The organism is Devosia sp. XGJD_8, assembly GCF_046614475.1.
GTDB lineage: Bacteria > Pseudomonadota > Alphaproteobacteria > Rhizobiales > Devosiaceae > Devosia.
The window spans coordinates 2,220,589-2,244,498 of record NZ_JBKJHF010000001.1; the positions used below are offsets into that span (position 1 = coordinate 2,220,589).

Below are 23,910 nucleotides of genomic sequence, written 5' to 3' on the forward strand. Positions count from 1 at the left end.
CGGCGCCCCAGCCTATTCCGCCTGCGGCAATTCCTTGGCGCGGAATTCGAAAAGCTCGCGGAACACGCCCGGCATCAGGATCGACAGCGGATTGATGCGGAATTGTGGGTTGTCGAGAGAACCCTGCACCGCGAAGGTCACGCCGACCAGCCCTTCGCCCTCGCGTCCCCCCAGCAATGGCCCCAACAGCGGGATCTGCTGGAAGGCATTGTTGATCCCGAACAGCGGTACATAGGTGCCCGTCAGGTCATACTGGCGCCGGTCGGTGTAGATGAAGCCGCGCATCGTGCCGCCCACCGTATCGCCCGTGAGCACGGCATTGGTCACCTCGACCCGGTCGGACCGACGCTGGAACTCCACTTGCGCGGCGTCGAAGTCCAGCCGGTTCTGCTGGGAGATGCGGGCGCGGGAGTCCGAGTGATTGCCGAGCACCTGCGCCACATTGGCTTCATCCACGATGGCGAAGTCGCGCATCACCAGCTGTCCAGCCTCGGCATCGACTTCGCGATCTGTGGTCAACACCAGATTGCCCGAGCCACCCGCCAGCTGCGAATAGACGCCGAGCAGCCGCAGGATGGTGCCGGCATCGTTGAAGGCCACTGACATGGTGCGCCCGCGCGGCGCCGGATTGGTGGTGACAGAGATGCTGTTGCCGTCGCTGAATTGCGCCGTCAGGTTGGCGCGCCGCATGTCGCTGCCGCGCAGCAGCAGGTCGAGATCGAGGTTGAAGGCCGTGGTGGCATAGTAGCCAAGCGCCCGGTCGAGCTGCACATCGAGCGCAATGGTCTGGTCGAACTGCGTCGACTGCACGCCGCCTGCGCCCTCACCGAGGCCGAAGAACTTGCTCAGCATGGGCTTGAGGTCCAGCTGGGCCCCGCGGATCTGGACGGCATAACCACCTTCGATGGGCGCCATTTCCAGCTGGGCGCTGTCACCCGTGCTGAGCCCGAACTGGCTGAAGCTGGCCGCCCGCAATCCCTCGGTCACGTGGTAGGTGATGTCGCCTATGGCGCGAACCGTGCCGAAGGACAGGTCGATATCGTTGAGCTGGGTGATCTCGCCCGATGGCGTGATCGTCGCGTTCAGGGTGCCTGATGTCCCCGTGGCCTTGCTGATGCCGATATCTTTGATGGAAAGCGAGGCATCCTTGAGGTCCACGGCCATCTGGATCGAACCATCCGGCATCGGCTGGGCGACGAAGCGCACGCGGCCGGACAGGAATTCGGAAACGTCAAAGCCCATCTTGGCCAGCTCGGCCACCTCGATGCTCGAGCCGAGCCGGAAGGTCGGGTCGGTGGTGGGCGTACCGGCGATCTCGACATCGGCCGCCATGCCGTCGATCTCGGCCGTGCCGCCCAGCTGGTAGCCGTCCTGGCTGGCGCTGAACGCCAGTTGCCCATTATCGATCCGGCGTTCCTGGATCGGCTTGGAACTGGCAAAGTCGGCCACTGTGCCATTGACAACATAATCGATGTCGAGTGCCCGGCCGCTGGACTCGTCAGGCAGCGCAATGGTGGCCACGAGCCCCAGATTGACCGCCCCGGTCAGGGCTTCCAGATCGACCGGCAGGTCCACGCCAGCCAATACGTCTGGTTGCTGGTCATTGGCCAGCGCCAGCAAGGCCGGGATCGGCGCTGCGATATCGCCGGAAACTTCGATGAGCCCGCCTGAAGGGTCCGAATTGTCCATCACCATGGCGGGATTGCTGACGCGGATATCGCCCGCCTCGGTAGTCAGGGTACCGCCTTGGGCCGAAATGGTCACATCGGCATCATCGACCTGCAGCCGCGTCTGGCCGTCGATGGCTATCGGCGCCATTTCGGCTGTCGGCTTGATGGAGACGCCCGTGCCAACCATGTCGATCTGCATGGCGTCCTCGGGAATAGGCTTGTCTTCCCCTGCCAGGCCAAGCGACCCCACTGGAAACTTGAAATCCATGCGCGCCTGGGACACCGAGCCGTCCGTGACATTGGCCACGAACCAGTCGCGGCTCTCCCCGCCCATGACATAGGGCCAGAGGCGCTTGACGTCGTCGGCACTCACCCCCTGCCCCACCAGCGACAGGTCGATGCCGAGCCCGGCCTGCAGCATGTCGATCCGGCCGGCCGTCTCCACGACGGCCTCGCCTTTGCGCGCAATCAGGCGGTCGATGCCCAGGGCACCGTAAAGTGGCGCCGACCAGCCGGAAAACTCCATGCTCTCGAACGGCGCCTCGGGCGCTGCCATTTCATTGGGCTGGATCACCACATCCCGCGCCTTGAGCGCGATGGCCAGCGTCGGGCCGAAGACCGGGTCCAGCCCCATGGCAACGACGCCGGACAGATAGGCGCTGCTCTTGCCGATCTGCAGTGCCGCCTCATTGAGGATGAACTGGCCATCCTTGGGCGCCCAGGTAATGTCCATGATCGAGCTGGCCACCGGGAAATAGTCATCGGCTATGCGCAGGTCGAGGCCGGTCAGGTCGATCTTGAACCGCCCGTCGACCAGCTTGCCGCCCGCGGGCTCGAAATTGACATCGATCGACAGCGCCCCGGCCCCGCGCAAGGCAGCCATGCTGGTGGCATCGTCGATGAAGGGAAGAAAGGCCGCGAAATCGATGTTGGAAACGTCCGCTTCCAGGCGGGAATTGCCGGCATCGTCGACATGACGCGACATGCTGCCGGTCATGGTGCGGCCGCCCAGGCTGGCCGAGAACGTGCCATTGGTGTCGCGGCGGTCCGGCGTCGGACCGATCTCGAGGTTGATCGCATCGAAGCGCCGAAACAGCCCATAGACGGAATCGATCATGTCCACGACCCCGTCGCGGATGACCAGCTTGGAAAACCGCCCCTGGGCCGCCTGCTCCACGATTTCGGCGATACCCTGCTCGCTGGATTCAAGATTGTAGATCAGCCAGTCATTGTCAGACCGCAGGTTGAGCGGCTGCTCGCTGCCGCTGGCATCGATGCCACTTGCCGAAATGCCGACCACGGGAAAGGCGTCTGCGCCTTCCTGCACCCGCACCGTGGCGGTGCCGCCCTCCGGGTCGTCGATGACCTCGAAGCTGGATACGCGGGGGCCAAACAGGTCCTGCACCACCTGGATATGGGGCCGCACGATGGTCACCGTGGCGCCCGGCTGGCCAACGAGAGCGCGCACCGGCGAAAAGCCGACTTCCAGCGCTTCCATGCCGATGCGGGCGCCGCTCTTGCTGTCGTTGAGCGTCACCGGAGAAAACTGGATGACGGGCCAGACATTGTTCTCCAGGGCCAGCGCCATCTCGCCCAGCGACAGGGTGCTGGTCGGCGGCAGGGCCGACTGGATAACCGAACGCACCGCCTCACCCCCAAAGGGCAGGCGCACCGGCGTGATCAGCAGGACGAGATAAAGCAGCAGTGCCAGGACGGAGGGTATGCCAAGCGCCCACACGGCCAGTTTGGCTGCGTGGCGTGCACGGGGCCGTTTGCGCTGCGCAGACGGCGGAACCGGAGTGTCTGCGGGTGAAGTTGACGCGCTCACTTGCTTCCAGAACGAGGCTTTGCCGCTATTTGTTGGCGCCCTCAAGAATCAACCGCAGAAGGCGGTCACTTGCCCAATGATACCGGCTGCAATATGGCACCGAACACCCACATTAGCGCGCGTCTGTTAACGGGAGACTTTTGCATGGCCGATTTGTCAGAAGGCGATCTCGCCCCGGACTTCACCCTGCCGCTGGATGACGGCACGGTCTTCAGCCTTGCCGCCGCACGCGGCCAGCCGGTGGTGCTGTATTTCTATCCGGAAGACGATTCTGGCGGCTGCACCGATGAAAACCGGGAATTTTCCGATCGGGCTAAGGCCTTCGCCAGCCTGGGCGCACGCCTGGTCGGCATCTCCCCCGACACCATCCAGAGCCACGTCAAGTTTCGCAGCAAATACGGCCTGGCCGTTCCGCTCGCATCCGATCCCGACCACCTGGCCATCGAACCCTATGGCCTGTGGAAGCTCAAGAAGCTCTATGGCCGCGAATTCATGGGGCTGATCCGGACCTCGTTCATCATCGGCGCCGACGGCCGGATAGCGCGGATCGTTCGCGCCACCCGCATTCTTGGCCATGCCCAGAAAATGCTGGAAGCGCTGGAGGCACATGACGCGGCGGCGCCAGCCAAATAGCCTTTGTTAACCACACTCGGTCATACTCTGCTCACCATATTAGGTGTGATGGCGGGGTGGGTTGCGTGCGTAGTCAGGCCAGTTTCGGGCGCTCCGATACCGGACGCAAAGACGTCGGCACGCAGAAGCGTCAGGGCATCCACCCGGCGCTGTTCTACAGCATGTTCGCCGTGCTTCTGGCCGGCAATGCCCTGCTCGGCACCGCATTCCTGCTCTCGCCCGATATCAAGAAACTGCTCAGCGGCCAGAACGACATGGTCATCGAGGCCTATGAGGATCGCATCGCGCAACTCCGCGTCGAGGTCGACCGCCTGCACTCGCGCAGCTATGCCCAGGCCGGCGACATGAACCTGCAGCTGCAGGAGCTGGCCCAGCAGCAGGAAGTGCTGCTCGAACAGCATCAGTTGGTTCGGGTGCTGGTCGACAAGGCCGGGGAGCTCGGCATCGAGGCCGCGGGCCTCGCCTCGAGCGACAACCATGACACCGCCTCCATCGCAACAATCAGCGCCACCGGCAATCCCGATGTCGACGCCACGGCCAGTGCGGTGGCGCAGATGATGGGCGAGACGCAGTTCGCCATGACCTCCATCGCCGAGACCGCCACCACGCGGACCAACAGCATCGTGTCCGAACTCTCCGATCTGGGCATCCGCGTTGATCTGCCCACCCTGCAGGATGGCGTGGGCGGCCCGCTCCTGGCCGCAACGGCCGAAGGCGAGGTATCCCAGGCCATCGACGACGCCAATGCCGTCATGGCCGCGCTGGTGCGCTACAAGGCCGCGCGCGAAAGCATCGACGCCGCCCCCATTCATATGCCGATCAGCGGCAACTACCGCCAGAGCTCTGGTTTCGGCAATCGCAGCGATCCCTTTTCCGGGCGCCGCGCCTTCCATTCGGGGCTCGATTTCGCGGCCTCAAAGGGCACGCCGGTATTCAGTGCCGGCAAGGGCGTTGTGAGCTTTGTCGGCAGCAAGCCGGGCTATGGCAATGTCGTGGAAGTCACCCACGCCAATGGCCTCGTCACCCGCTATGCCCATCTGTCGAGCTTCCTCAGCGAGAAGGGCCAGGCGGTCAATACAGGCACACCCATCGCCAAGGTTGGCTCCACCGGCCGCTCCACCGGCCCGCACCTGCATTTCGAGGTGCGGGACGGCGACAATGCCATCAATCCCAAGGCGTTTCTCGAGACCGGCAAGCGGCTATTGGCCCTGCTGTGAAGGCGGACTGCTAGTCCGCCGCCACATCCGTCGCCACGCCCACGCGCTGGGCCAGGGCGGCTTCCATGAACTCGTCGAGATCGCCATCCAGCACCAGTGATGGCTGGCCGCTTTCGACGCTCGTGCGCAGGTCCTTGACCATCTGGTAGGGCTGCAGCACGTAGCTGCGGATCTGGTGGCCCCAGCCGATATCGGTCTTGCTGGCCGCCTGGGCATTGGCTGCCTCTTCGCGCTTCTGCAGTTCCGCCTCATAGAGGCGCGACTTCAGCATGGCCATGGCCGTGGCGCGGTTCTTGTGCTGGCTGCGCTCCTGCTGGCACGCCACGATGATGCCCGAAGGCACGTGGGTGATGCGGATCGCCGAGTCGGTCGTGTTGACGTGCTGTCCGCCCGCGCCCGAGGCACGATAGGTATCGACCTTGAGATCAGCTTCGCGGATCTCGATATCGATGGAATCATCGACCACCGGATAGACCCAGACGCTGGAAAAGCTCGTATGCCGCCGTGCGGCCGAGTCATAGGGGCTGATGCGAACCAGCCGGTGCACGCCGCTCTCGGTCTTGAGCCAGCCATAGGCATTGTGGCCCTTGATCTGGATGGTCGCCGATTTGATGCCGGCTTCTTCGCCGTCATGCATTTCAAGCACTTCCACCTTCATCTTCCGGCGCTCGGCCCAGCGGGTATACATGCGCAGCAGCATGTTCGCCCAATCCTGGCTTTCGGTGCCGCCGGCTCCCGAATGGACTTCGAGGTAACAGTCGTTGGCATCGACCTCGCCCGACAGCAGCGTCTCGATCTGGCGGCGCCGGGCCGACTGCTTGAGTTCGAGCAGCGCGTTCTCGGCTTCCTTGACGATCTCGGCGTCGCCCTCGGCTTCACCCATCTCGATCAGTTCGACATTGTCACGGATCCCCGCTTCCAGCTCGCGCACGGCCTTGACCGCCACGTCGAGCTCGTCGCGCTCGCGCATCTTTGCGCGGGCTTTTTCGGGATCGTTCCAGAATTCGGGAGATTCGGTCTCGGCGGTCAGCGCGTCGAGGCGCAGTTCAGCAGTATCCCAGTCAAAGATGCCTCCTCAGCAGGGTCAGAACCTGCTCGATTTCGGCGACGGTCTTTTCGATTTCCGCGCGCATTTCATGTCCATCCAATGTTCGACGGACCATGTAGACGAGGCCACCGGCAGGATCAACCCGCCGGTGGCCTTTGAGCTGCGCCTCTGGGATCAGAATTCGTCCCAGTCGGCCTTGAGGGCGGCGGAGCCAGCTGACAGGTAGCTTCGCGCTGTCGCAGAGGGTTTGGGGCGTGGCAGGGGCTGGCGTCGCGTCTCGACCACTGCCGGCTCATCATCGGTGACGAACACCTCGACGATTTCGTCGAGTTCCCTGGCCTGTGCCTCGGTTTGTTCAACCGCGGCATTGGTCTCCTCGACCAGCGCGGCATTGTGCTGGGTCATCTCGTCCATCTGGCGGATGGCAGTCGTGACCTGTTCTATGGCGCTGGACTGTTCCTGGCTGGCCTGGGCGATGCCCTGGATCAGCAGGTCGTTTTCCCTCACCCCGTCCAGCATCGCCGTCAGCTTGCTGGTAGCCTCAGCCACAAGCCTGGTGCCCGTGACGACTTCGGTCGCCGATTGCTCGATCAGCGCCTTGACCTCGGATGAGGCGCTCGCGGCCGACTGGGCGAGCCGCCGCACTTCCACCGCAACCACGGCAAAGCCCTTGCCGGCATCCCCGGCCCTTGCCGCCTCGACCGAGGCATTGAGGGCCAGCAGATTGGTCTGGAAGGCGATGTCGTCGATCATGCCGATGATGTTGGATATGCGCGAAGACGACGTCGAAATGCGCTCCATGGCCGTATTGGCCTGCTCCATCACGCCACCGGTCTCGCTCGCTGTCTGGGAGACATTGCGGGATTTTCCGCTTGCTGTGTCGGCGCGCCGCGCATTGTCGCTGACGGTGGAGGCCAGTTGGTCCATGGCGGCCGAGGTTTCCTCGATCGCCGCAGCCTGACGCCCCGTGCGGTCCGATAGGTCATTGGCGCCAGCCAGCAGCTCGGAGGTTGCCGTCTTGAGCGTCCCGGACGTGTTGCGGAGCTTCTGGACGATCACCGAGAACTTGGACAGCGTCGTATTATAGGCCTCGCGCACCTCGTCGAGCTCGCCGACAAAGGCCTCGTCGATCTGTCTGGTCAGGTCGCCCTGCGCCAGGACCGACAATCCTTCACCCAGCTTCTGCACCGCATGCTTGCGGGCGGTTATGTCCGTCGCATATTTGACGATTTTGAACGTCTTGCCGTTCATGTCGAGGATCGGGTTGTAGCTCGCCTGGATCCACACTTCCTTGCCGCCCTTGCCAATCCGGAGATATTCGGCCGATTGGTAATTGCCCTGGGCCAGTGTTGCCCAGAATTCGGCGTAGGCGCGGCTGCTTGCCTCTTCTGCCGGCACGAACATGCGGTGATGCCGCCCCTGGATCTCGTCGAGCCGGTACCCGAGCGCGGCGCAGAAATTGGCATTGGCCGTCATCACTTCGCCGCTGGTGGTGAATTCGATCACCGCCTGGGATTTGCTGATCGCGTCGAGCTGTCCGCGTGTATCAGCCGCAGCGAGCTTGGCCGCCGTAATATCGGAGGCAAACTTGATGACCTTGATCGGCTTGCCGTCCGCATCCAGCACGGGATTGTAGGACGCCTGGATCCAGACCTCGCGGCCACCCTTGCCGACACGCTTATACTCACCCGTGTCAAAGCGGCCGGCGCGCAGGCGATCCCAAAAAGCCGCACATTCGCCCTCGTCCGCACCGGCTTCGACGAACATGCGGTGATTCCGCCCAATGACCTCGCTGGCGTCGTAGCCCATGGCGGTCAGAAAGTTGGCATTGGCCGACAGGATCGTCCCATCCAGGGCAAACTCGATGACGGCCTGCGACCGGTTGATGGCGTCCAGTACGGCCCTGTCATTGTTCCGCTGGGTAGTCTTCTTGCGCCCAAAGAGGGGTATCTTATTCACGACCGACCTCGTCCATTGATCGGGACGGAGATATACGGAAATATCCCTAAGCCAGAGTAAATAACGAAGTCGTGATCAACTACGGATACTTGCTAACGAGTAGTCTTTCTGAATTTCCGAAGTGCAAGATCACGCTTTACTGATGAAACGCGCCGAAGGAAGAACAGCCCATTCATCTGATCAATCTCGTGCTGCACGACCCGAGCAACAAAGCCCTCTACCCGCAGATTTCGGCTCTGTCCGGCTGCGTCATCATGCGCCAGCACGGCCCAGGTCGAACGGACCACTGGCACTTCTATGCCGGGCAATGAAACCGAGCCTTCCATGCCCGTTTCACTCTCGGGGGCGAGGTCGATGACTTTCGGGTTGTAGAGCACGCGATAGTCGCGCGGTGCGGTGGCGGGGGCGATGCTGATGACCACCAGCGGTTCGTCCAGCCCCAGATGCGCCGCGGCGAGGCCATAGGCCTGCACCCCTTCCGCCGCTGCCAGTAGCCTCGCCCCGGCCTCCAGCATCCTGGCATCGACGGGACGCGACGTGGCTTTCCGGGTGAGCGCAGCATCAGGGTAGATGACGAATTCGCCCACTAGAACAGGCCGCCACGACCCACATTGGGATAGACCCACTGCCCCGTCGACCCGTCATAGACCAGTTGATCGCCCGAGCGCTGCGGCTCGCTGGGCTGGGTCACGTAGCCGCCGCCATATTCCTGCTGCATCTGCTGCTGGCGCTGGATGGCGTCGAAGGCGTTGACGTCGACGCCGATCACCGAGGTCATCAGGTTCGGCCCGGTACCCGGCTTGAACGCCTCCTCGATCGCCGATTCCCCCTCGAAGGCCTTGACCCCTGAATTGGGGTTGATCCAGGCGGTACTCATGCCCGGCGGCTTGTTGAACTGCGTGGCAGGCTTGCCTTCTAGGGCCTTGGCCATGAAGTCGGTGAAGATCGGTACCGCAAACGTGCCGCCGGTCACGGCCCGACCCATTGAGCGCGGCTGGTCGTAGCCGACATAGACGCCGACGGCCAGTTCAGGCGTGAAGCCCACAAACCAGGCGTCCTTGTAGTCATTGGTGGTGCCGGTCTTGCCGGCCACTGGCCGGTTGAGCACGCGCGCGGCCGTCCCGGTGCCGCGCTGCACCACGCCTTCCATCATCGAGGTGATCTGGTAGGCCGTCATCGGATCGAGCACCTGCTCGCGATTGTCCACGATCACCGGCTCGCCCTGCCCGTTCCAGCTTTCGGCCTTGCAGCTCTGACACAGGCGTTGGTCATGCTTATAGACCGTCACGCCATAGCGATCCTGGATACGGTCGATCAGGGTCGGAACGATCTTGCGGCCCCCATTGGCGATGGTGGCGTAAGCCGCCGTCATGCGCAGATCCGTCGTCTCACCGGCCCCCAGCGCCATGGCCAGCACCGGCTGCATCGTGTCATAGACGCCAAACAACCGCGCATATTCAGCCACCAGCGGCATGCCGATATCCTTGGCCAGCCGAACCGTCATGACGTTACGGCTGCGTTCGATACCGCGCCGCAGCGTCTGCGGCCCGTAGAATTCCTGGGCATAGTTTTCCGGACGCCAGATCGAGCCGTCGCCATTGCGGATTTCCACCGGGGCATCCAGCACCACCGAGGCGGGCGTATAGCCATTGTCCAGAGCCGCGGCATAGACGATGGGCTTGAACGACGAGCCGGGCTGGCGCAATGCCTGCGTCGCCCGGTTGAATTCGCTCATCGCGTAGGAAAAGCCGCCCACCATGGCCAGCACGCGGCCGGTCCGCGGGTCCATCGCAACCAGCGCGCCTTCGATCTCGGGCACCTGCTCGAGCATGTAGTTGCCAGTCTTGCCCGAAATCGGCGAGACATAGACCACATCCCCTACATTAAGTATCTCCTGCAATGGCTTGGATACCCACGTAATATCAGGGCCGGAAAGTGTTCCCACAACGCGATCGTCAGCCACCCCGCCATCAGCGATATCGTCGGGGCGCAGCCCGATGCGTGCCTCATTGCCGCTGATCTCCAGCACCACCGCCAGCTGCCATTCCGGCACATCGCTCAAGGGCACGATCTTGGCGACATCCAGCCCCCAGTCGGCACCGATCTCGATGCTGGCCACCGGCGTACGGAAGCCCTTGCTGCGATCATAGGCGATCAGCCCGTCCATCAGCGCGCGGCGGGCATATTCCTGCAGCCTGGGCTCCAGCGTGGTCCGCACCGACAGGCCGCCACCATAGAGCTGGTCCTCGCCATAGAGCTTGGCCAGCTCGCGGCGGACTTCCTCAGTGAAATATTCGGCTGAATAGAGCTGGCTGCCGCCGGCGCGCGGAATGACGTTCAGTGGCTCGCCCTTGGCCGCCTCCGCCTCTTCCAGCGTCGCATAGCCATTCTCCACCATGCGGTCGATAACCCAGTTGCGGCGCTCGATGGCGGCCTGCGGGCGGCGGAACGGATGGTAGTTGTTTGGGCCCTTGGGAAGCGCCGCCACATAGGCCGCCTCGGCCAGGGTGAGCTCGTAGAGCGCCTTGTCGAAATAGTTCAGCGCCGCCGCCGCGACCCCATAGGAGTTCAGGCCCAGGAATATCTCGTTGAGATAGAGCTCGAGAATGCGGTCCTTGGAGAAGGTCGATTCAATGCGGATCGCCAGCAGCGCTTCCTGGATTTTGCGGTCCCAGGTTTGCTCGGAGCTGAGCAAGAAGTTCTTTGCGACCTGCTGGGTGATCGAGGAGCCACCGCCCTGGATGGCATTATTGCCATCCATGCGCGCCATGAGATTGTCGCGGACGGCCCGGAACACGCCGTCGATGGCGATGCCGCCATGGTTGTAGAAATCCTTGTCCTCGGCCGACAGGAAGGCCTGGACGAGCAGTGGAGGCACGGTCTCGATGGGCTGGAACAGCCGCCTCTCGCGGGCAAATTCGGCCAGCAGCGTGCCGTCGGCGGCATGCACCCTTGTGGTTACGGGCGGCTGATAGTCCTTGAGCACCGTATAGTCGGGCAATTCGGCGGCAACGGTCGTGAGATAGATGGCTGCGACGCCGATGCCGGCGAGCGCGGCGAACATTCCAAAACCAAAAATCCAGCCAAGCAAGCGCAGCATATACTCAATTTCTCCGACACGGATCGTCCGACCCGCATTAAACCGGCCGCGCAGCGCCCGCCAGGCGCGGCAGTTTCATCCGCAGAATCATAGCAGACGGCGGCCCCGACAGTAGATCACAAGCCCGCCACAGCGGCACGCCGGTGACGCTTGCGGCGCTGCGTGGCCGAATTATCACATCACTCTTCGGGCACAAGCCCGTCGAAATAGCTTGATATGCCGCGCGCCAAGGCATCGGCCGTGCGATCCTGCCATTCCCCGCGCAGCAGATTGGCCATGTCGTCGGCATTGGACAAAAAGCCCAGCTCCAGCAGCACCGATGGCACATCGGGCGCCTGCAGCACGAAGAAGTCCGCCTGCCGCACCGGGAAGCGCCGCAGCTGCACGCTGGGCTCGAGCTGGTGCACGATGGCCTGTGCCGCCATGAACGACTGGTGCCGCATTTCCCGCCGCATCAGGTCGAGCAGGATATCCACCACCTCGGGCGCCATCTGCGGCATGGCGAAGCCCGCGATCACGTCGGTCTTGTTCTCCTTGTCCGCCAGCACCTTGTCGAGCACGTCGGTGGCGTTCTCGTCCCGCGTATAGACACTGGCCCCGCGGATTTCCGCCTGCTGGAAGCTGTCGGCATGCACGGAAATGAACAGGTCCGCCTTGTTGGTCCGTGCCAGCGCCACGCGTTCCTCAAGCCGCAGGAAGGTATCGTCCTCCCGCGTCAGCGCCACGTCGAAGCGCCCCGAGGCGACCAGCAGCTCCTGCAGCCGCAGGGCGAAGGCCAGGACAATGTCCTTCTCCTTGATGCCATTAGTGGTCTCGGCGCCGCTGTCGATGCCGCCATGGCCGGGATCGATCACCACCAGGGGCCGTGTGGCGATCGGCAGTTCCGAACCACCAGCCGGGGTAGAAGCATCGGCCACCGGCGGCGTCGCCGATGCCGCCGCGTCGCGCGCCACGTTGGCCGCAAATTCCTCGGCCGTGGCCGGAATGACATCCACCACCAGCCGGGCCGGCTGCCCCTCGAAGGGGTCGAGCACATAGGCCTGCTGCACCTGCGCCGGCGCGGACAGCGTCAGCATGGTCCGCACCCGGTCCGGCGCTGCCTGCTCCACCACATATTCGGCGATCATCCCCTCGCCTGCCGGCTTGCCGGTCGGCTCGGGCACCGAGAAAGTCGCCGCACGCACGTCGATGGCCAGCCGGTCGGGGTCGCTCAGCGACACCAGCGCGAATTCGGTCTTGGCCGCCAGGTCGATGACCAGCCTTGCCCGCTCCGGCGTCGCCGACACGCGCACATCCATGACATTGGGCAGCGCCACGGGCGCCGCAACGGCGGCAGGCGCGGCCGGCGCGTCCTGCGCCTGCGGCATGCCGGCCAGCGACAGCGCAGCAAACAGGGCCGCCAGCAGCGGCAGCAGCATCATACGGAGGGATTTCAGCAAGCGCGGACCGGCCCCATGTTCTTCTCGTCCACATCTGCCACCCGGGTCGGGCGATTCTGCGGCGATGTGGCTCTTATGCGATGATTTGCGGAGCGGGCCAATAAAGCTGGTGTGAAATGGTTTGCCCCCAGTGGTTTCGACTTTCTTGTTGCCATTCTATCGCAACATCCCTACACGCTAGACGGGAAGCGCATGCTTCCTGCGGAACCAGTTTGCGTGGCCCCAGGGCCACGATAGCGGTGCCAGGAAGTGGCCGGACCAGGGAACGAAGAGAACTCCCGACATCCGGTTCAGAAGCGGCAAATCCTGCGCTTCGCTACGAATTTCGGTCCCCATGGACCGGACGGTTGCCACCAGGCAATCCAATAGGAAGAGGTCAGATGGCCCGCAAGCGGACAAAGCGCGACGCGATCGAATTATCCGATTGCCGTTTTGTCACGCAGCATCTTCCGGCCATGACCATCACGACCGGCGCGTTCAAGGCAGAGCTTCTGCGCGCCACCCACCCCAAACCATTCGCCTCGCACAGCGCCACAGCACGGATGCCGGTCTCCCCGCGCCTGTCTGTCGGCGCGCGAGCGCGCGGAGTTCATTATGGCTACCAAGAGAATGCTGGTGGATGCCATCCACCCGGAAGAAACACGGATTGTCGTCACATCGGGTAACAGGCTCGACGAGTTCGACTTTGAATCGGCGACCCGCCGCCAGCTGCGGGGCAATATCTACCTCGCCAAGGTCACGCGCGTTGAGCCGTCCCTGCAGGCGGCATTCGTGGAATATGGCGGCAACCGCCATGGCTTCCTCGCCTTCAGCGAAATCCACCCCGACTATTACCAGATCCCGGTAGCCGACCGCGAAGCCCTGCTGCGCGACGAAGAGGCCGAGGACGACCACCACGACGAAGCCGACGAGAATATTTCACTGCCCGAAGGCGTCACCGAGCCTGACGCCGAGGCAGACCCGCAGGATATCGAAGACGCCAGCCATATCGAGCAGGCGCCCGCCAATTCCGAACCGATCGAGTCGATCGGCGGTGCCGACGCACTCGAGGAAGTTCCCGAGCGTCGCCGGCAGAGCCCCAATCGCCGTCACTACAAAATCCAGGAAGTCATCAAGCGCCGCCAGGTTATGCTGGTGCAGGTGGTCAAGGAAGAGCGCGGCAACAAGGGCGCGGCACTGACCACCTATCTGTCGCTGGCCGGCCGCTATTCCGTGCTGATGCCCAATACCGCCCGTGGCGGCGGCATTTCGCGCAAGATCACCAACGCCGCCGACCGCAAGCGCCTCAAGGAGATCACCTCCGATCTCGAAGTGCCGCAGGGCATGGGCGTCATCCTGCGCACCGCCGGCGCCGCGCGCACCAAGGCCGAGGTCAAGCGCGACTTCGAATACCTGATGCGCCTGTGGGAAAGCGTGCGCGAACTCACCCTCAAGAGCCAGGCGCCGTGCCTGGTCTATGAGGAAGGCTCGCTGATCAAGCGGACCATTCGCGACCTCTACAACAAGGACATCGATGAAGTGTTCGTGGCGGGCGAAGATGCCTACCGCGAAGCCAAGGACTTCATGCGCATGATCATGCCGAGCCACGCCAAGAACGTGCAGCTCTACAAGGAAGATCAGCCGCTCTTTTCCAAATACGGCATCGAAGCCCAGCTCGATTCCATGTTCTCGCCGACGGTTACCCTGCCCTCGGGCGGCTACATCGTCATCAACCCGACCGAGGCGCTCGTTTCCATCGACGTCAATTCGGGCCGCTCCACCAAGGAGCACAATATCGAGGACACCGCGCTCCAGACCAATCTGGAAGCGGCCGATGAAGTCGCCCGCCAGCTCCGCCTGCGCGACCTGGCCGGCCTGATCGTCATCGACTTCATCGACATGATGGAAAATCGCTCCAACCGGGCCGTCGAGCGCAAGCTCAAGGATTGCCTCAAGGACGATCGCGCCCGCATCCAGGTTGGCCGTATTTCGCACTTCGGCCTCATGGAAATGAGCCGCCAGCGCATCCGCTTCGGCGTCGTCGAAAGCTCCACCCACAAGTGCCCGATCTGCGACGGCACCGGTCTGGTCCGTTCGGTCGAGTCGCTGGCGCTGATGATCATGCGCCACATCGAAGACCACGTTCTGCGCCGCCAGGGCCAGTCGATCAATGTCCGCGTACCGGTCGAGGTCGCGCTCTACATTCTCAATTTCAAGCGCGAGACGCTGATCTCGCTCGAAATCCGCAACCAGCTGTCGATCACCATCACTGCCGACGGCAAGATGACCGGTCACCAGTTCGCCATCGAAAAGGGCGAAGCCCGGGTCATGGCCTATGCCGATACCCGCGTCACCGAGCATGTGCGCGTCGACAGCGCCATCATTGAGGACGATGCCGACGAGGAGATCGTCGACGAGGTTGAGGACGAGGAAGCCGGCGAAAGCCCGGCCGCCGCTGCCGCATCGGGCGAAAATGGTGAAGGCGAAGGTCGCCGTCGCCGCCGTCGTCGCCGCCGCGGTGGTGCCGATCGCGAGGACAATGGCCAGCGTCCGCCCCAGCAGCGCGCTGCCCAGGCCCCGAGCGTCGAAGCCGATGCCGGCGAAGACAGCGACGAGGGCGATGAAGAGCCCAATGTCGCGCGTCCCTCCAATGATGCCGGTTCCGACGAGGAGCCGCGCAAGCGCCGTCGTCGCGGCCGTCGCGGTGGCCGTCGCAATCGTCGCGATGGCGAGGACGGTCCCGAGAAGGCTCCCTCGCCCGCTGGCGAGGATGGCCTGACCACGGCTGAAACCGAGACAGTGGCCGAAAGCCTGCTGGCTCAGGACGAAATCGCGGCAGCCGAAACGGCCGTCGCCGAGCCGGCTCCGGTTGAAAAGCCCAAGCGCACGCGTCGCAAGAAGGTGGAAGAAACCGCCGAGTCCGCACCCGTTGATGCGGCTCCGGTCGAAGCCACGCCGGCCGAGGCAGAGGCGCCGGTTGAGGCCGAAAAGCCCAAGCGCAAGCCGCGTGCCCGCAAGCCCAAGGCCGAGACGGCCGAGGCGGCACCGGCGGCGTCGGTCGCTGAAGTGGCCAAGGCTCCCGAAGCCGCCAAGGTCGAGGCTGCCGAGCCTGCTGCGGAGGCGCCCAAGCCGCGCCGCGCCAAGAAGGAACTGCCGGCCGAAGGGATTGTCGTGTCTTCCAGCGCACCCAAGGCGGAAGCCGAAGGCGAGCAGGCCGAGCCCAAGAAGAAGGCCGGCTGGTGGCAGCGCCGCCTCGGCCTCGGCTAGAAGCTTGTAGATCCAGACATTCAAGGCGGCCCATGGGCCGCCTTTTTTGTTGCTGCTCCGCTAGCGGGCTTCGTCCACAGTCTGGCGGCGAACGATATGCACACCGGCCTCCGGCGTGCGCAGGATCGTCAGTCGCGCATGCTTTTCGCCCTGCATTCGGTGCACCTGGCCATGACCGGGTTTGTCCCTGCGGTGCCGGTCGGGTCCAAGATAGTTCCGCGTCTCGATATAGAGGTGCTCATGCCCGATCTGGGCCGCCAGCCGTGTCGCCATGGCGCGGCCGTCCTCGGGCACGCTGATGACCTCGTCAAAGCCCATCTCGATATGCGCCTGGATGTCTTCTGCCGAGCCATCGCGCAGAAACAGCACGACCGGGGCGAAGCAGAGGCTGACCGAGCCGGCATGGCGCAGGTCGAACAGCAGCTTGCGCTTGTCTTCGTCTGCGTAGTCGAAATGGACGAGATAATAGACCAGCCGATGGTCGAAGCGGTCATGGCCGAGTGCTGGCGAATGCGCCACTACGGCGCCGAAGCGGAGCTTCTCGGCCAGGCGCATGAGCGCCGCACAATCGCGCTCGTCCTTGGCCAGGACGATGGCTACGCAATGGGCGAGAACGTCCGGATCGCCTGCTTGAGCATGCACGGTTCGGACCTCCCAATCCTACCAGCACATGGCAAAGCATAGCGCAGAGGCCTTAAGATGGGCCTACCCGTCCCGGCTGACTTGTCTCTATCCGGCCTGCTGCAGGAAGCGCCCCATGCGCTCGATCGCCATCTCGATCGTCTCCTGCGTGCCCGCATAGGAGAAGCGCACGTAGCGGTTGCCGCCGGCCCGGTCGAAGTCGATGCCCGGCGTCGCCGCGACACCCGCCTCGTCGAGCAGCGCCTCGCAGAAGCTCATGGAATCGTTGGAGAAGCGGCTGATCCCGGCATAGGCATAGAACGCCCCGTCCGATGGGCTGCCGATGTCAAAGCCCAGCGTCTGCAGGCCATTGTTCAGCAATTGCCGGTTGCGCGCATAGCCCGCCTTCTGCTGTTCGGCATAGTCACGCTCGCCCAGCGCCACCGTCGCGGCAATCTGGCTCAGCGTCGGGGCAGAGATGAAAAGGTTCTGCTGCAGGATTTCGGCGCGACGGATAAGCTCGTCCGGCAGCACCATCCAGCCGATCCGCCAGCCCGTCATGCAGTAATATTTCGAGAAGCTGTTGATGATGATGGCCTCCCGGGTCAGCTCCAGCGCACTGACCGAAGGGCCGCGATAGTCCAGTCCATGGTAGATTTCGTCCGAGATCAGCCGCACGCCGAGCCGCTGGCAGGTGGCGACGATGTCGGCCAGCTCCGCCCGGTCCACCGCCGCGCCGGTCGGGTTGGCGGGGCTGGCGAACAGCAGGCCCTCAAACGGGGTATCGGCATGGGCCGCCGCGATGTCCGCCCCGGTCAGCTTCCAGCCATTGGCGGCGTCGAGCGGAATTTCCGCAATGCCGAAGCCCAGCCCGAGCAGCGTATTCACATAGGCCGGATAGCCCGGCCGGGTGATTGCGATGCGCGCACCGGGTCGAAAGGCTGTGTGGAAAGCGATGATGAACCCCGCCGAAGACCCCATCGTGCAGAGGATCGATTCGGGTTCGACGACCGCCGCGTGCTGGGTGGCATAATAGTTCGCCAGCCCTTCGCGCAGCTCCGTCAGGCCCTTGGCATTGGTATAGCCCTGCGCCAGCGGCAGGGCCTTGGCCACGGCCTCGATCACCCGGGGTGCCGGCGGCGCACCGGGCTCACCCACCTCGAGATGACAGACGCTGCGCCCCGTCGCCTCGATAATCTTGGCGCATTTGAGAATTTCCATGGCGTGGAAGGGCATCAGGCCGTCGGCGGGCTGTTCTGTCATGGCGGTTCCTTGCTGCCTCCCCGCCTATCCGGTTCGGCCGCCCCCCTCAACAACAATTGATGGTCGTGTCAGGGCGCCCTTCACTCCCGGGTGCCAATATCGCCCTGCGTCTGCTAGAAGCGGGCCGATTGCCGAATTTGGAGCCTACGGTCATGTCGCGCGTCACTCTTGTCCTTGTCGCCCTGGTGGGCATTCTGGCCGGAGCCCTCGGCTATTCGGTGGTCACCAGGCCCGTTGCACAGACCGATGCGGTGGCGGTGCAGGCTCTGATCGATGAGGCCATCACCGCCTATGACGCCGAGCGCCAGGCGGCACAGGCCGCCCTGTCGCAGGATGTGGCGGCAATCGATCCGGAAACCCTCAATCCCCTGATCGAATCCTATCTGCTGAGCGACCCCAAGATTCTCCAGCGCATGTCGGTCGCCCTGGACACGACCCTGCAGGCCGAGGAGCGCGCCCAGGCCACCGGCGCCATCGCCTCGATGAAGGAGGCCATTTTCAACGACCCCGGCCAGGTCGTGCTCGGCAATCCGGATGGCGACGTCACCCTGGTCGAGTTCTTCGACTACAATTGCGGCTATTGCCGCGCCGCCCTGCCCGACATGGCTGCGCTGCTGGCGGAAGACCCCAACCTGCGCGTCGTGCTCAAGGAATTCCCCATTCTGTCCAACGAATCCATCGATGCGGCCCGTGTGGCGGTGCTGGTTGGCGATGCCGACGTCGATTACTGGACCTTCCACGAGGCGCTGTTCACCAGCCGGGGTCAGGTGGACAAGCAGGTAGCGCTCGCCGCCGCAGCCGATCTGGGCCTCAGCCCGGTGTCGCTGGAACTCGACATGGGCACCGAGGCGGTGTCCCAGAAGATCCAGACCTCTTACGAGATCGCCAGGGCGCTTAACATCACCGGCACGCCGACCTACATCATCGGCAACGAGATCATTCCCGGTGCCATCGGCATCGATGAACTGCGCGAACGCATCGCCAATATGCGCAAATGCGGCGAGTCCCAATGCGAGGGGTAAGCCCCACTTTCGCCGCGATTTTTGCCTTTTCGGTGGACTTCGTATAACCGGGCTTGCGCCGGCCGGAAATGCCGGTGCAAAAGGCAAAATCATGGCAAAACGTGTTCTCGTCCTCAACGGCCCGAACCTCAACCTGCTCGGCACCCGCGAGCCACACATCTATGGCGCCGAAACGCTGCAGGATGTGGCGGACCTGTGCCAGCGCACGGGCGACGAGTTCGGGCTGGCCGTCGATTTTCGCCAGTCCAATCACGAAGGCGAGCTCATCACCTGGATTCACGAGGCGCGTCAGACGGCCGACGCCATCCTCATCAATCCGGGCGGCTATTCGCACACCTCGGTGGCCATCCATGACGCCCTCAAGGGCGTCGGCCTGCCGGTTGCCGAAGTGCATATTTCCAATATCCACCAGCGCGAGGCCTTCCGGCACCACTCCTATGTGTCGGCGGTCGCGTTCGGCGTCATTTGCGGCTTTGGCGTCACCGGGTATAGACTGGCGCTCACAGCGCTCGCCGAAAAACTAAAATAACGATCAACGCGACTAGCGCGGGAGACCGACAAGAATGACCAAGTCATCGCAGGTGGATCAGGATCTGATCCGGGCCATTGCCGAGCTGCTCAACAAGGAAAATCTCGCTGAGATCGAGATCGAGCAGGAGGACTTCCGGGTCCGCGTCACCCGCTCCTACGCAAATGAGGCGCCGGTCTATGCGCAGGCGCCGCAGTATCTGCAGGCGCCGCCGCAGGCTGCTCCGGCCTCCATCGCCCCGGCCGGCTCCGTGCCCGCCGCAGCCCCTGCTGCCGCCGAGGACCTCGCCTCCAATCCCGGCACCCTCACCTCCCCCATGGTCGGCACCGCCTATCGCTCGCCCGAGCCGGGCAAGCCCGCCTTCATCGATGTCGGCGCCAAGGTGACCGAGGGCCAGACCCTGCTCATCATCGAAGCGATGAAGACCATGAACCAGATCCCGGCGCACCGCTCGGGCACCGTCACGCGCATCCTCGTCCAGGATGCACAGCCGGTGGAATACGGCGAGCCGCTCGTCGTCATCGAGTAAGGGGGGCTTCATGTTCCAGAAGGTCCTCATCGCCAATCGCGGCGAAATCGCCCTGCGCATCCTGCGCGCCTGCAAGGAGCTCGGCATCCAGACCGTGGCGGTGCACTCCACCGCCGACGCCAATGCCATGCATGTGCGCCTGGCCGACGAAAGCGTCTGCATCGGCCCGCCCTCCGCCAAGGACAGCTACCTCAACATCCCCTCGATTCTCGCCGCCTGCGAAATCACCGGCGCAGATGCCGTGCATCCCGGCTACGGTTTCCTCAGCGAGAACGCCCGCTTCGCCAAGATCCTGGGCGAGCACAAGGTCACCTTCATCGGGCCCTCGGCGCACCATATCGAAATTATGGGCGACAAGATCACGGCCAAGAAGACCGCCGTCGAACTCGGCATTCCCGTCGTGCCCGGCTCTGCCGGCGCCGTCGAGAGCGACGAGGAAGCCCTGCGTACTGCCAAGGAAATCGGCTACCCCGTGCTGATCAAGGCAACCGCCGGCGGCGGTGGCCGCGGCATGAAGGTCGCCAAGTCCGAAAAGGACGTGCTCGAAGCCTGGTCGACCGCCCGCACCGAAGCCAAGGCCGCCTTCGGCAATGACTCGGTCTATATGGAAAAATACCTCGGCAAGCCGCGCCACATCGAGGTGCAGGTGCTTGGCGACGGCCAGGGCAATGCTGTCCACCTCGGCGTCCGCGATTGCTCGCTGCAGCGCCGCCACCAGAAGGTCTGGGAAGAGGCCGGCGGCCCCACCATCCTGCCCAAGGAACGCGACGAGATCGGCGAGATCTGCGCCGTGGCCATGCGCAAGCTCAAATATGCCGGCGCCGGCACCATCGAATTCCTCTACGAAAACGGGGAATTCTACTTCATCGAGATGAATACCCGCCTGCAGGTGGAGCACCCGGTCACCGAGCGCATCACCGGCATCGACATCGTCTATGAGCAGATCCGCGTCGCCTCGGGCGAAAAACTCTCGATGACGCAGGACAAGGTGCAGTTCTATGGCCACGCCATCGAAGTGCGCATCAATGCCGAGGACCCGCAGACCTTCGCGCCCTCGCCCGGCACCATCACCTTCTACCATCCCGCCGGTGGCGTGGGCGTGCGCGTCGATTCGGCCGTCTACCAGGGCTACAAGATCCCGCCCTATTACGACTCGCTGATCGGCAAGCTCATTGTCTATGGCCGTACCCGTGACGAATGCCTGCAGCGCCTGCGCCGCGCCATCGACGAATTCGTCGTGGACGGCATCAAGACCACGCTGCCGCTGTTCCAGCGCCTGATCCGCGAACCGGACATCCTTGCCGGCAACTACGACATCCACTGGCTGGAAAAGTATCTGGCCGAGAACAAGGTCTGATTGGGAGCCTTGATGATGTGGCACAGTGGCGTCACATCCACGGAGCATCACCTCCCCCTTGATGGGAGAGGCCGGGAGGGGGTGCGAGAGCCCCGATATCGGTTTCAGCCCACCCCCACCCTTGATCCCTCCCCACAAGGGGGAGGGTGTCGACTGAACCGCCGGGTGCTTTGGGGCGGGAGCTGCTGATGGCCCGCCGGCAGGATCCCTTCGACATCGACATCACCCCCGAACTCATCATCCGCGCCTATCGCGCCGGCATTTTCCCCATGTCGGAGGACGCCGAGGACGAGGACCTGTTCTGGGTCAGCCCGGAAATGCGCGGCATCATCCCGCTCGATGGCTTCCGCCTCTCCACCAGCCTGCGCAAGGCCATCCGCAAGTCGGGCTTTACGGTCAGGGTTGATACCGATTTCGAGGCGACCATCGAGGGCTGCGCCACCGTCGGCGAGGATCGCGACACCACCTGGATCAACCGCACCATCCGCTCGGTCTATGGCGAGCTGTTCCGCCGCGGCGTGGCCCATACGGTAGAGGTGTGGGATGGCCCCGATCTCGTCGGCGGCCTCTATGGCCTTGCCATCGGCGGCGCCTTCTTCGGGGAATCGATGTTCCACCGGCGGACCAATGCCAGCAAGATGGCCATTGCCCATCTGGTCGAGCGCCTCAGGTCCGGCGGCTTCGTGCTGCTCGACACCCAGTTCGTCACGCCCCATCTCACCTCGCTCGGGGGCGTCGAAATCCCACGCGAGGAATATGAGGAGCGCCTCGCCCAGGCGCTCCTGCTGTCTGGCGATTGGTGTGCCTGGGACCGCCAGCGCGCTAGTCCTTGAGTTTGAAGGCCAGTTCGGTCACCCACTTGTCCATGTCGGGTTCCTCCTCAGGGTCCGTCTCATAGATTTCCAGCCGGCAGGCGAAGTGGTCCCCATCGGGCTTCTCCTCCATGTCCAGAGCCTGCTGGCTCTGCCGCAGCCAGCCGATCAGCATGCCGGTGACAGGCTCCAGCTTGTCCGGATGCCCATGCCAGCGCAGTGTCACGAACCGCCCGGCCGGCAGGGTGCCGAACTTGACCCTGTCGCTTGCCACGCCCTTCCGCGCCACCGCCACCCCGGCCTCCACCTCGAGCGTATCGGCCATGTTGATCCGCCGGTAATTGTAGAATGCCGCGCCCACCGGTTCGATATTCTGCTCGGCGAGCAGGCCGAACACGACCGGAAACCCTTCCTGGGCGGGCTTCTGCATCTCGTCCATGCGCACCGTGAAGCTCACATAGGCATAGTCTTGCGCCGCCCGGGTCACGTTTTCAGGCAAGGTAAGCATCTCAGTCTCCTGTTATGGTGGTTTCTTGGGATGGTCCTGTCGAGCAGCGCCCGCCGGTCGCATTGGCCCTGGTCGCCGTCATGCTGGTCCGTCCCCCACGCAGCATGCATTAGCCTCCGACCGGCCGCAGCCTTGCGCCACGGCGCTGCTCGGTCAAGGACGGGTGAGCGTCGCCGATACCGACAAGGTCAGAACAGTCACGGTCGATTTGGTTTCAGGGGGTCTCGCGCTCGTCGGGCGGCGGCACGTCGGTGCTGGTCTTGCACTCGACCAGCCACACATCATAGATCGCGTGGTCGACTGCGTTGAGCGCCGGACTATCGGCAAACATCCAGCCGGTGAAGATGCGCCGGGAGACGCCGGTGAGGCTGCGCTGGTCGACTTCCAGAAAGGCCGAGATGCGCTGGGTCTCGGTCGAGGGACGGCTATAGCAGGCCCGCGGCGTGAGTTCGAGCGCTCCGAACAGCACCGTCTCGTCGATATAGACGTCGAACCGCGTGATGCGCCCGGTGATCTTGTCGAGCCCGGCAAAGGTGGCGACCGGATTGGCCACCGGCTGGGCCAGAACCGGCGCGGCCAAGCCGAAGCATGCCAGCGCCACGAAGGGCACCAGCATCTTTGTCAGGGCTGAAAACGGGGTGGTGCGGCGCAAGGCGCCGTCCTATTCGGGCGACCAGGCGTCGTAGTCGCCGGTAACGCGCGGGCGCTCGCCCTTGTTCAGCAGGCTGCCATCTGGACGGTATGCAGCGGCCGTACCCGTCAGGTTCGGCTCATGCGGCTTCTGCCAGGCGCGCGCCTGATAGTTGGCCTGCGCCGGCACCACGTCGGTGCGGTGATGCATCCAGCCGTGCCAGCCGGATCCGATCGTGGACGGGTCGGCATAGCCATTATAGGTCACGTAGCGGCGGCCAGCCTTGCGATCCTGGTAGTACTTGTTGCCGAATTCGTCGCTGCCGACAAAGTCGCCAAAGCGCCAGATCCACAGGCGCGTTCCCCATGTCTGGCCGCTCCACCAGGAGAAGATTTCAGTCAGGAACTGCTTGATACCGGATTTGGCCAATTGTCGATTCCGCCGTCGTATTATGCGATTGCGCCGGGTGTAACATGGGTGGTCACGGCAGCCTAGTGT

The 23,910-nt window shown here is 63.9% G+C and carries 19 protein-coding genes; 8 read left to right on the forward strand and 11 right to left on the reverse strand.

From position 1 onward, the window contains the following. Positions 1-12 precede the first annotated feature (12 nt). Positions 13-3,408 carry an AsmA-like C-terminal domain-containing protein gene (locus ACLI1C_RS10485; protein ID WP_411396799.1) on the reverse strand — a complete coding sequence of 1,132 codons (3,396 nt, stop codon included), beginning with the start codon at positions 3,406-3,408 and terminating at the stop codon, positions 13-15. A 234-nt stretch (positions 3,409-3,642) separates the two neighbouring features. Between ACLI1C_RS10485 and ACLI1C_RS10490 the strand changes: the two genes are divergently transcribed. Then, positions 3,643-4,131, forward strand: coding sequence for a peroxiredoxin (locus ACLI1C_RS10490; RefSeq protein ID WP_411396800.1), 489 nt, complete (start codon positions 3,643-3,645; stop codon positions 4,129-4,131). Positions 4,132-4,196: 65 nt separating this feature from the next. Beyond that, entirely contained in the window at positions 4,197-5,348 is a 1,152-nt protein-coding gene (locus tag ACLI1C_RS10495) for a M23 family metallopeptidase (protein ID WP_411396801.1), read from the forward strand. 10 nt (positions 5,349-5,358) lie between these two features. Here the strand turns inward: ACLI1C_RS10495 and prfB are convergent. The 5 genes from prfB to ACLI1C_RS10520 all read right to left on the reverse strand — a co-directional run bounded on the left by prfB (position 5,359) and on the right by ACLI1C_RS10520 (position 12,876). Further along, positions 5,359-6,481, reverse strand: a protein-coding gene (gene prfB / locus ACLI1C_RS10500; RefSeq protein ID WP_411396802.1) for a peptide chain release factor 2 whose coding sequence is annotated in 2 segments (ribosomal slippage) — positions 5,359-6,411 and positions 6,413-6,481 — 1,122 coding nt in all. Because the reading frame shifts where the segments join, the coding sequence is not laid out codon by codon here. A gap of 89 nt (positions 6,482-6,570) precedes the next feature. Beyond that, positions 6,571-8,355, reverse strand: a complete 1,785-nt coding sequence (locus tag ACLI1C_RS10505) for a methyl-accepting chemotaxis protein (RefSeq protein WP_411396803.1) — start codon at positions 8,353-8,355, stop codon at positions 6,571-6,573. Positions 8,356-8,447: 92 nt separating this feature from the next. Further along, positions 8,448-8,942, reverse strand: a complete 495-nt coding sequence (locus tag ACLI1C_RS10510; protein ID WP_411396804.1) for a peptide deformylase — start codon at positions 8,940-8,942, stop codon at positions 8,448-8,450. Further along, positions 8,942-11,455: a penicillin-binding protein 1A gene (locus ACLI1C_RS10515; RefSeq protein WP_411396805.1), complete on the reverse strand. Its 2,514-nt coding sequence runs from the start codon at positions 11,453-11,455 to the stop codon at positions 8,942-8,944. The genes ACLI1C_RS10510 and ACLI1C_RS10515 overlap by 1 nt, the downstream gene beginning before the upstream one ends. A gap of 179 nt (positions 11,456-11,634) precedes the next feature. Next, on the reverse strand, positions 11,635-12,876 hold the full coding sequence (locus ACLI1C_RS10520; RefSeq protein ID WP_411396806.1) for an N-acetylmuramoyl-L-alanine amidase: 1,242 nt from the start codon (positions 12,874-12,876) through the stop codon (positions 11,635-11,637). A gap of 612 nt (positions 12,877-13,488) precedes the next feature. On the opposite strand from ACLI1C_RS10520, the gene ACLI1C_RS10525 reads away from it, so the two are divergent. Then, positions 13,489-16,140 carry an Rne/Rng family ribonuclease gene (locus ACLI1C_RS10525; RefSeq protein WP_411396807.1) on the forward strand — a complete coding sequence of 884 codons (2,652 nt, stop codon included), beginning with the start codon at positions 13,489-13,491 and terminating at the stop codon, positions 16,138-16,140. A gap of 60 nt (positions 16,141-16,200) precedes the next feature. Here the strand turns inward: ACLI1C_RS10525 and ACLI1C_RS10530 are convergent, their stop codons facing one another. Further along, positions 16,201-16,782: a hypothetical protein gene (locus tag ACLI1C_RS10530; protein WP_411396808.1), complete on the reverse strand. Its 582-nt coding sequence runs from the start codon at positions 16,780-16,782 to the stop codon at positions 16,201-16,203. 87 nt (positions 16,783-16,869) lie between these two features. Beyond that, positions 16,870-18,024 carry a pyridoxal phosphate-dependent aminotransferase gene (locus ACLI1C_RS10535; RefSeq protein ID WP_411396809.1) on the reverse strand — a complete coding sequence of 385 codons (1,155 nt, stop codon included), beginning with the start codon at positions 18,022-18,024 and terminating at the stop codon, positions 16,870-16,872. Between the two features lie 152 nt (positions 18,025-18,176). On the opposite strand from ACLI1C_RS10535, the gene ACLI1C_RS10540 reads away from it, so the two are divergent. The 5 genes from ACLI1C_RS10540 to aat all read left to right on the forward strand — a co-directional run bounded on the left by ACLI1C_RS10540 (position 18,177) and on the right by aat (position 22,294). Beyond that, the gene (locus ACLI1C_RS10540) at positions 18,177-19,046 is read left to right on the forward strand and encodes a DsbA family protein (protein WP_411396810.1); all 870 of its coding nucleotides are present in this window, start codon (positions 18,177-18,179) and stop codon (positions 19,044-19,046) included. A 91-nt stretch (positions 19,047-19,137) separates the two neighbouring features. Then, positions 19,138-19,575, forward strand: a complete 438-nt coding sequence (gene aroQ, locus ACLI1C_RS10545) for a type II 3-dehydroquinate dehydratase (RefSeq protein ID WP_411396811.1) — start codon at positions 19,138-19,140, stop codon at positions 19,573-19,575. Between the two features lie 34 nt (positions 19,576-19,609). Continuing rightward, positions 19,610-20,104, forward strand: coding sequence for an acetyl-CoA carboxylase biotin carboxyl carrier protein (accB, locus tag ACLI1C_RS10550; protein WP_411396812.1), 495 nt, complete (start codon positions 19,610-19,612; stop codon positions 20,102-20,104). Positions 20,105-20,114: 10 nt separating this feature from the next. Next, entirely contained in the window at positions 20,115-21,461 is a 1,347-nt protein-coding gene (gene accC, locus ACLI1C_RS10555; RefSeq protein WP_411396813.1) for an acetyl-CoA carboxylase biotin carboxylase subunit, read from the forward strand. Positions 21,462-21,649: 188 nt separating this feature from the next. Beyond that, positions 21,650-22,294: a leucyl/phenylalanyl-tRNA--protein transferase gene (aat, locus tag ACLI1C_RS10560; protein ID WP_411396814.1), complete on the forward strand. Its 645-nt coding sequence runs from the start codon at positions 21,650-21,652 to the stop codon at positions 22,292-22,294. On the opposite strand, the gene ACLI1C_RS10565 is transcribed toward aat, so the two are convergent. The 3 genes from ACLI1C_RS10565 to ACLI1C_RS10575 all read right to left on the reverse strand — a co-directional run bounded on the left by ACLI1C_RS10565 (position 22,284) and on the right by ACLI1C_RS10575 (position 23,826). Then, entirely contained in the window at positions 22,284-22,781 is a 498-nt protein-coding gene (locus ACLI1C_RS10565) for a GyrI-like domain-containing protein (RefSeq protein WP_411396815.1), read from the reverse strand. The genes aat and ACLI1C_RS10565 overlap by 11 nt on opposite strands. Before the next feature lie 214 nt (positions 22,782-22,995). Continuing rightward, entirely contained in the window at positions 22,996-23,397 is a 402-nt protein-coding gene (locus tag ACLI1C_RS10570; RefSeq protein WP_411398294.1) for a DUF2155 domain-containing protein, read from the reverse strand. Positions 23,398-23,442: 45 nt separating this feature from the next. Then, positions 23,443-23,826 carry an NADH:ubiquinone oxidoreductase subunit NDUFA12 gene (locus ACLI1C_RS10575; protein WP_411398296.1) on the reverse strand — a complete coding sequence of 128 codons (384 nt, stop codon included), beginning with the start codon at positions 23,824-23,826 and terminating at the stop codon, positions 23,443-23,445. Positions 23,827-23,910: the final 84 nt, after the last annotated feature.

What these genes read in the sequence shown, in the direction of transcription:
- ACLI1C_RS10490 (WP_411396800.1), top strand. Translation starts at nt 3,643, where the DNA reads ATGGCCGATTTGTCAGAAGGCGATCTCGCCCCGGACTTCACCCTGCCG.
- ACLI1C_RS10515 (WP_411396805.1), bottom strand. Translation starts at nt 11,455, where the DNA reads ATGCTGCGCTTGCTTGGCTGGATTTTTGGTTTTGGAATGTTCGCCGCG.
- ACLI1C_RS10520 (WP_411396806.1), bottom strand. Translation starts at nt 12,876, where the DNA reads ATGATGCTGCTGCCGCTGCTGGCGGCCCTGTTTGCTGCGCTGTCGCTG.
- ACLI1C_RS10525 (WP_411396807.1), top strand. Translation starts at nt 13,489, where the DNA reads ATGGCTACCAAGAGAATGCTGGTGGATGCCATCCACCCGGAAGAAACA.
- ACLI1C_RS10535 (WP_411396809.1), bottom strand. Translation starts at nt 18,024, where the DNA reads ATGACAGAACAGCCCGCCGACGGCCTGATGCCCTTCCACGCCATGGAA.
- ACLI1C_RS10540 (WP_411396810.1), top strand. Translation starts at nt 18,177, where the DNA reads ATGTCGCGCGTCACTCTTGTCCTTGTCGCCCTGGTGGGCATTCTGGCC.
- aroQ (WP_411396811.1), top strand. Translation starts at nt 19,138, where the DNA reads ATGGCAAAACGTGTTCTCGTCCTCAACGGCCCGAACCTCAACCTGCTC.
- accB (WP_411396812.1), top strand. Translation starts at nt 19,610, where the DNA reads ATGACCAAGTCATCGCAGGTGGATCAGGATCTGATCCGGGCCATTGCC.
- accC (WP_411396813.1), top strand. Translation starts at nt 20,115, where the DNA reads ATGTTCCAGAAGGTCCTCATCGCCAATCGCGGCGAAATCGCCCTGCGC.
- aat (WP_411396814.1), top strand. Translation starts at nt 21,650, where the DNA reads ATGGCCCGCCGGCAGGATCCCTTCGACATCGACATCACCCCCGAACTC.
- ACLI1C_RS10565 (WP_411396815.1), bottom strand. Translation starts at nt 22,781, where the DNA reads ATGCTTACCTTGCCTGAAAACGTGACCCGGGCGGCGCAAGACTATGCC.
- ACLI1C_RS10570 (WP_411398294.1), bottom strand. Translation starts at nt 23,397, where the DNA reads ATGCTGGTGCCCTTCGTGGCGCTGGCATGCTTCGGCTTGGCCGCGCCG.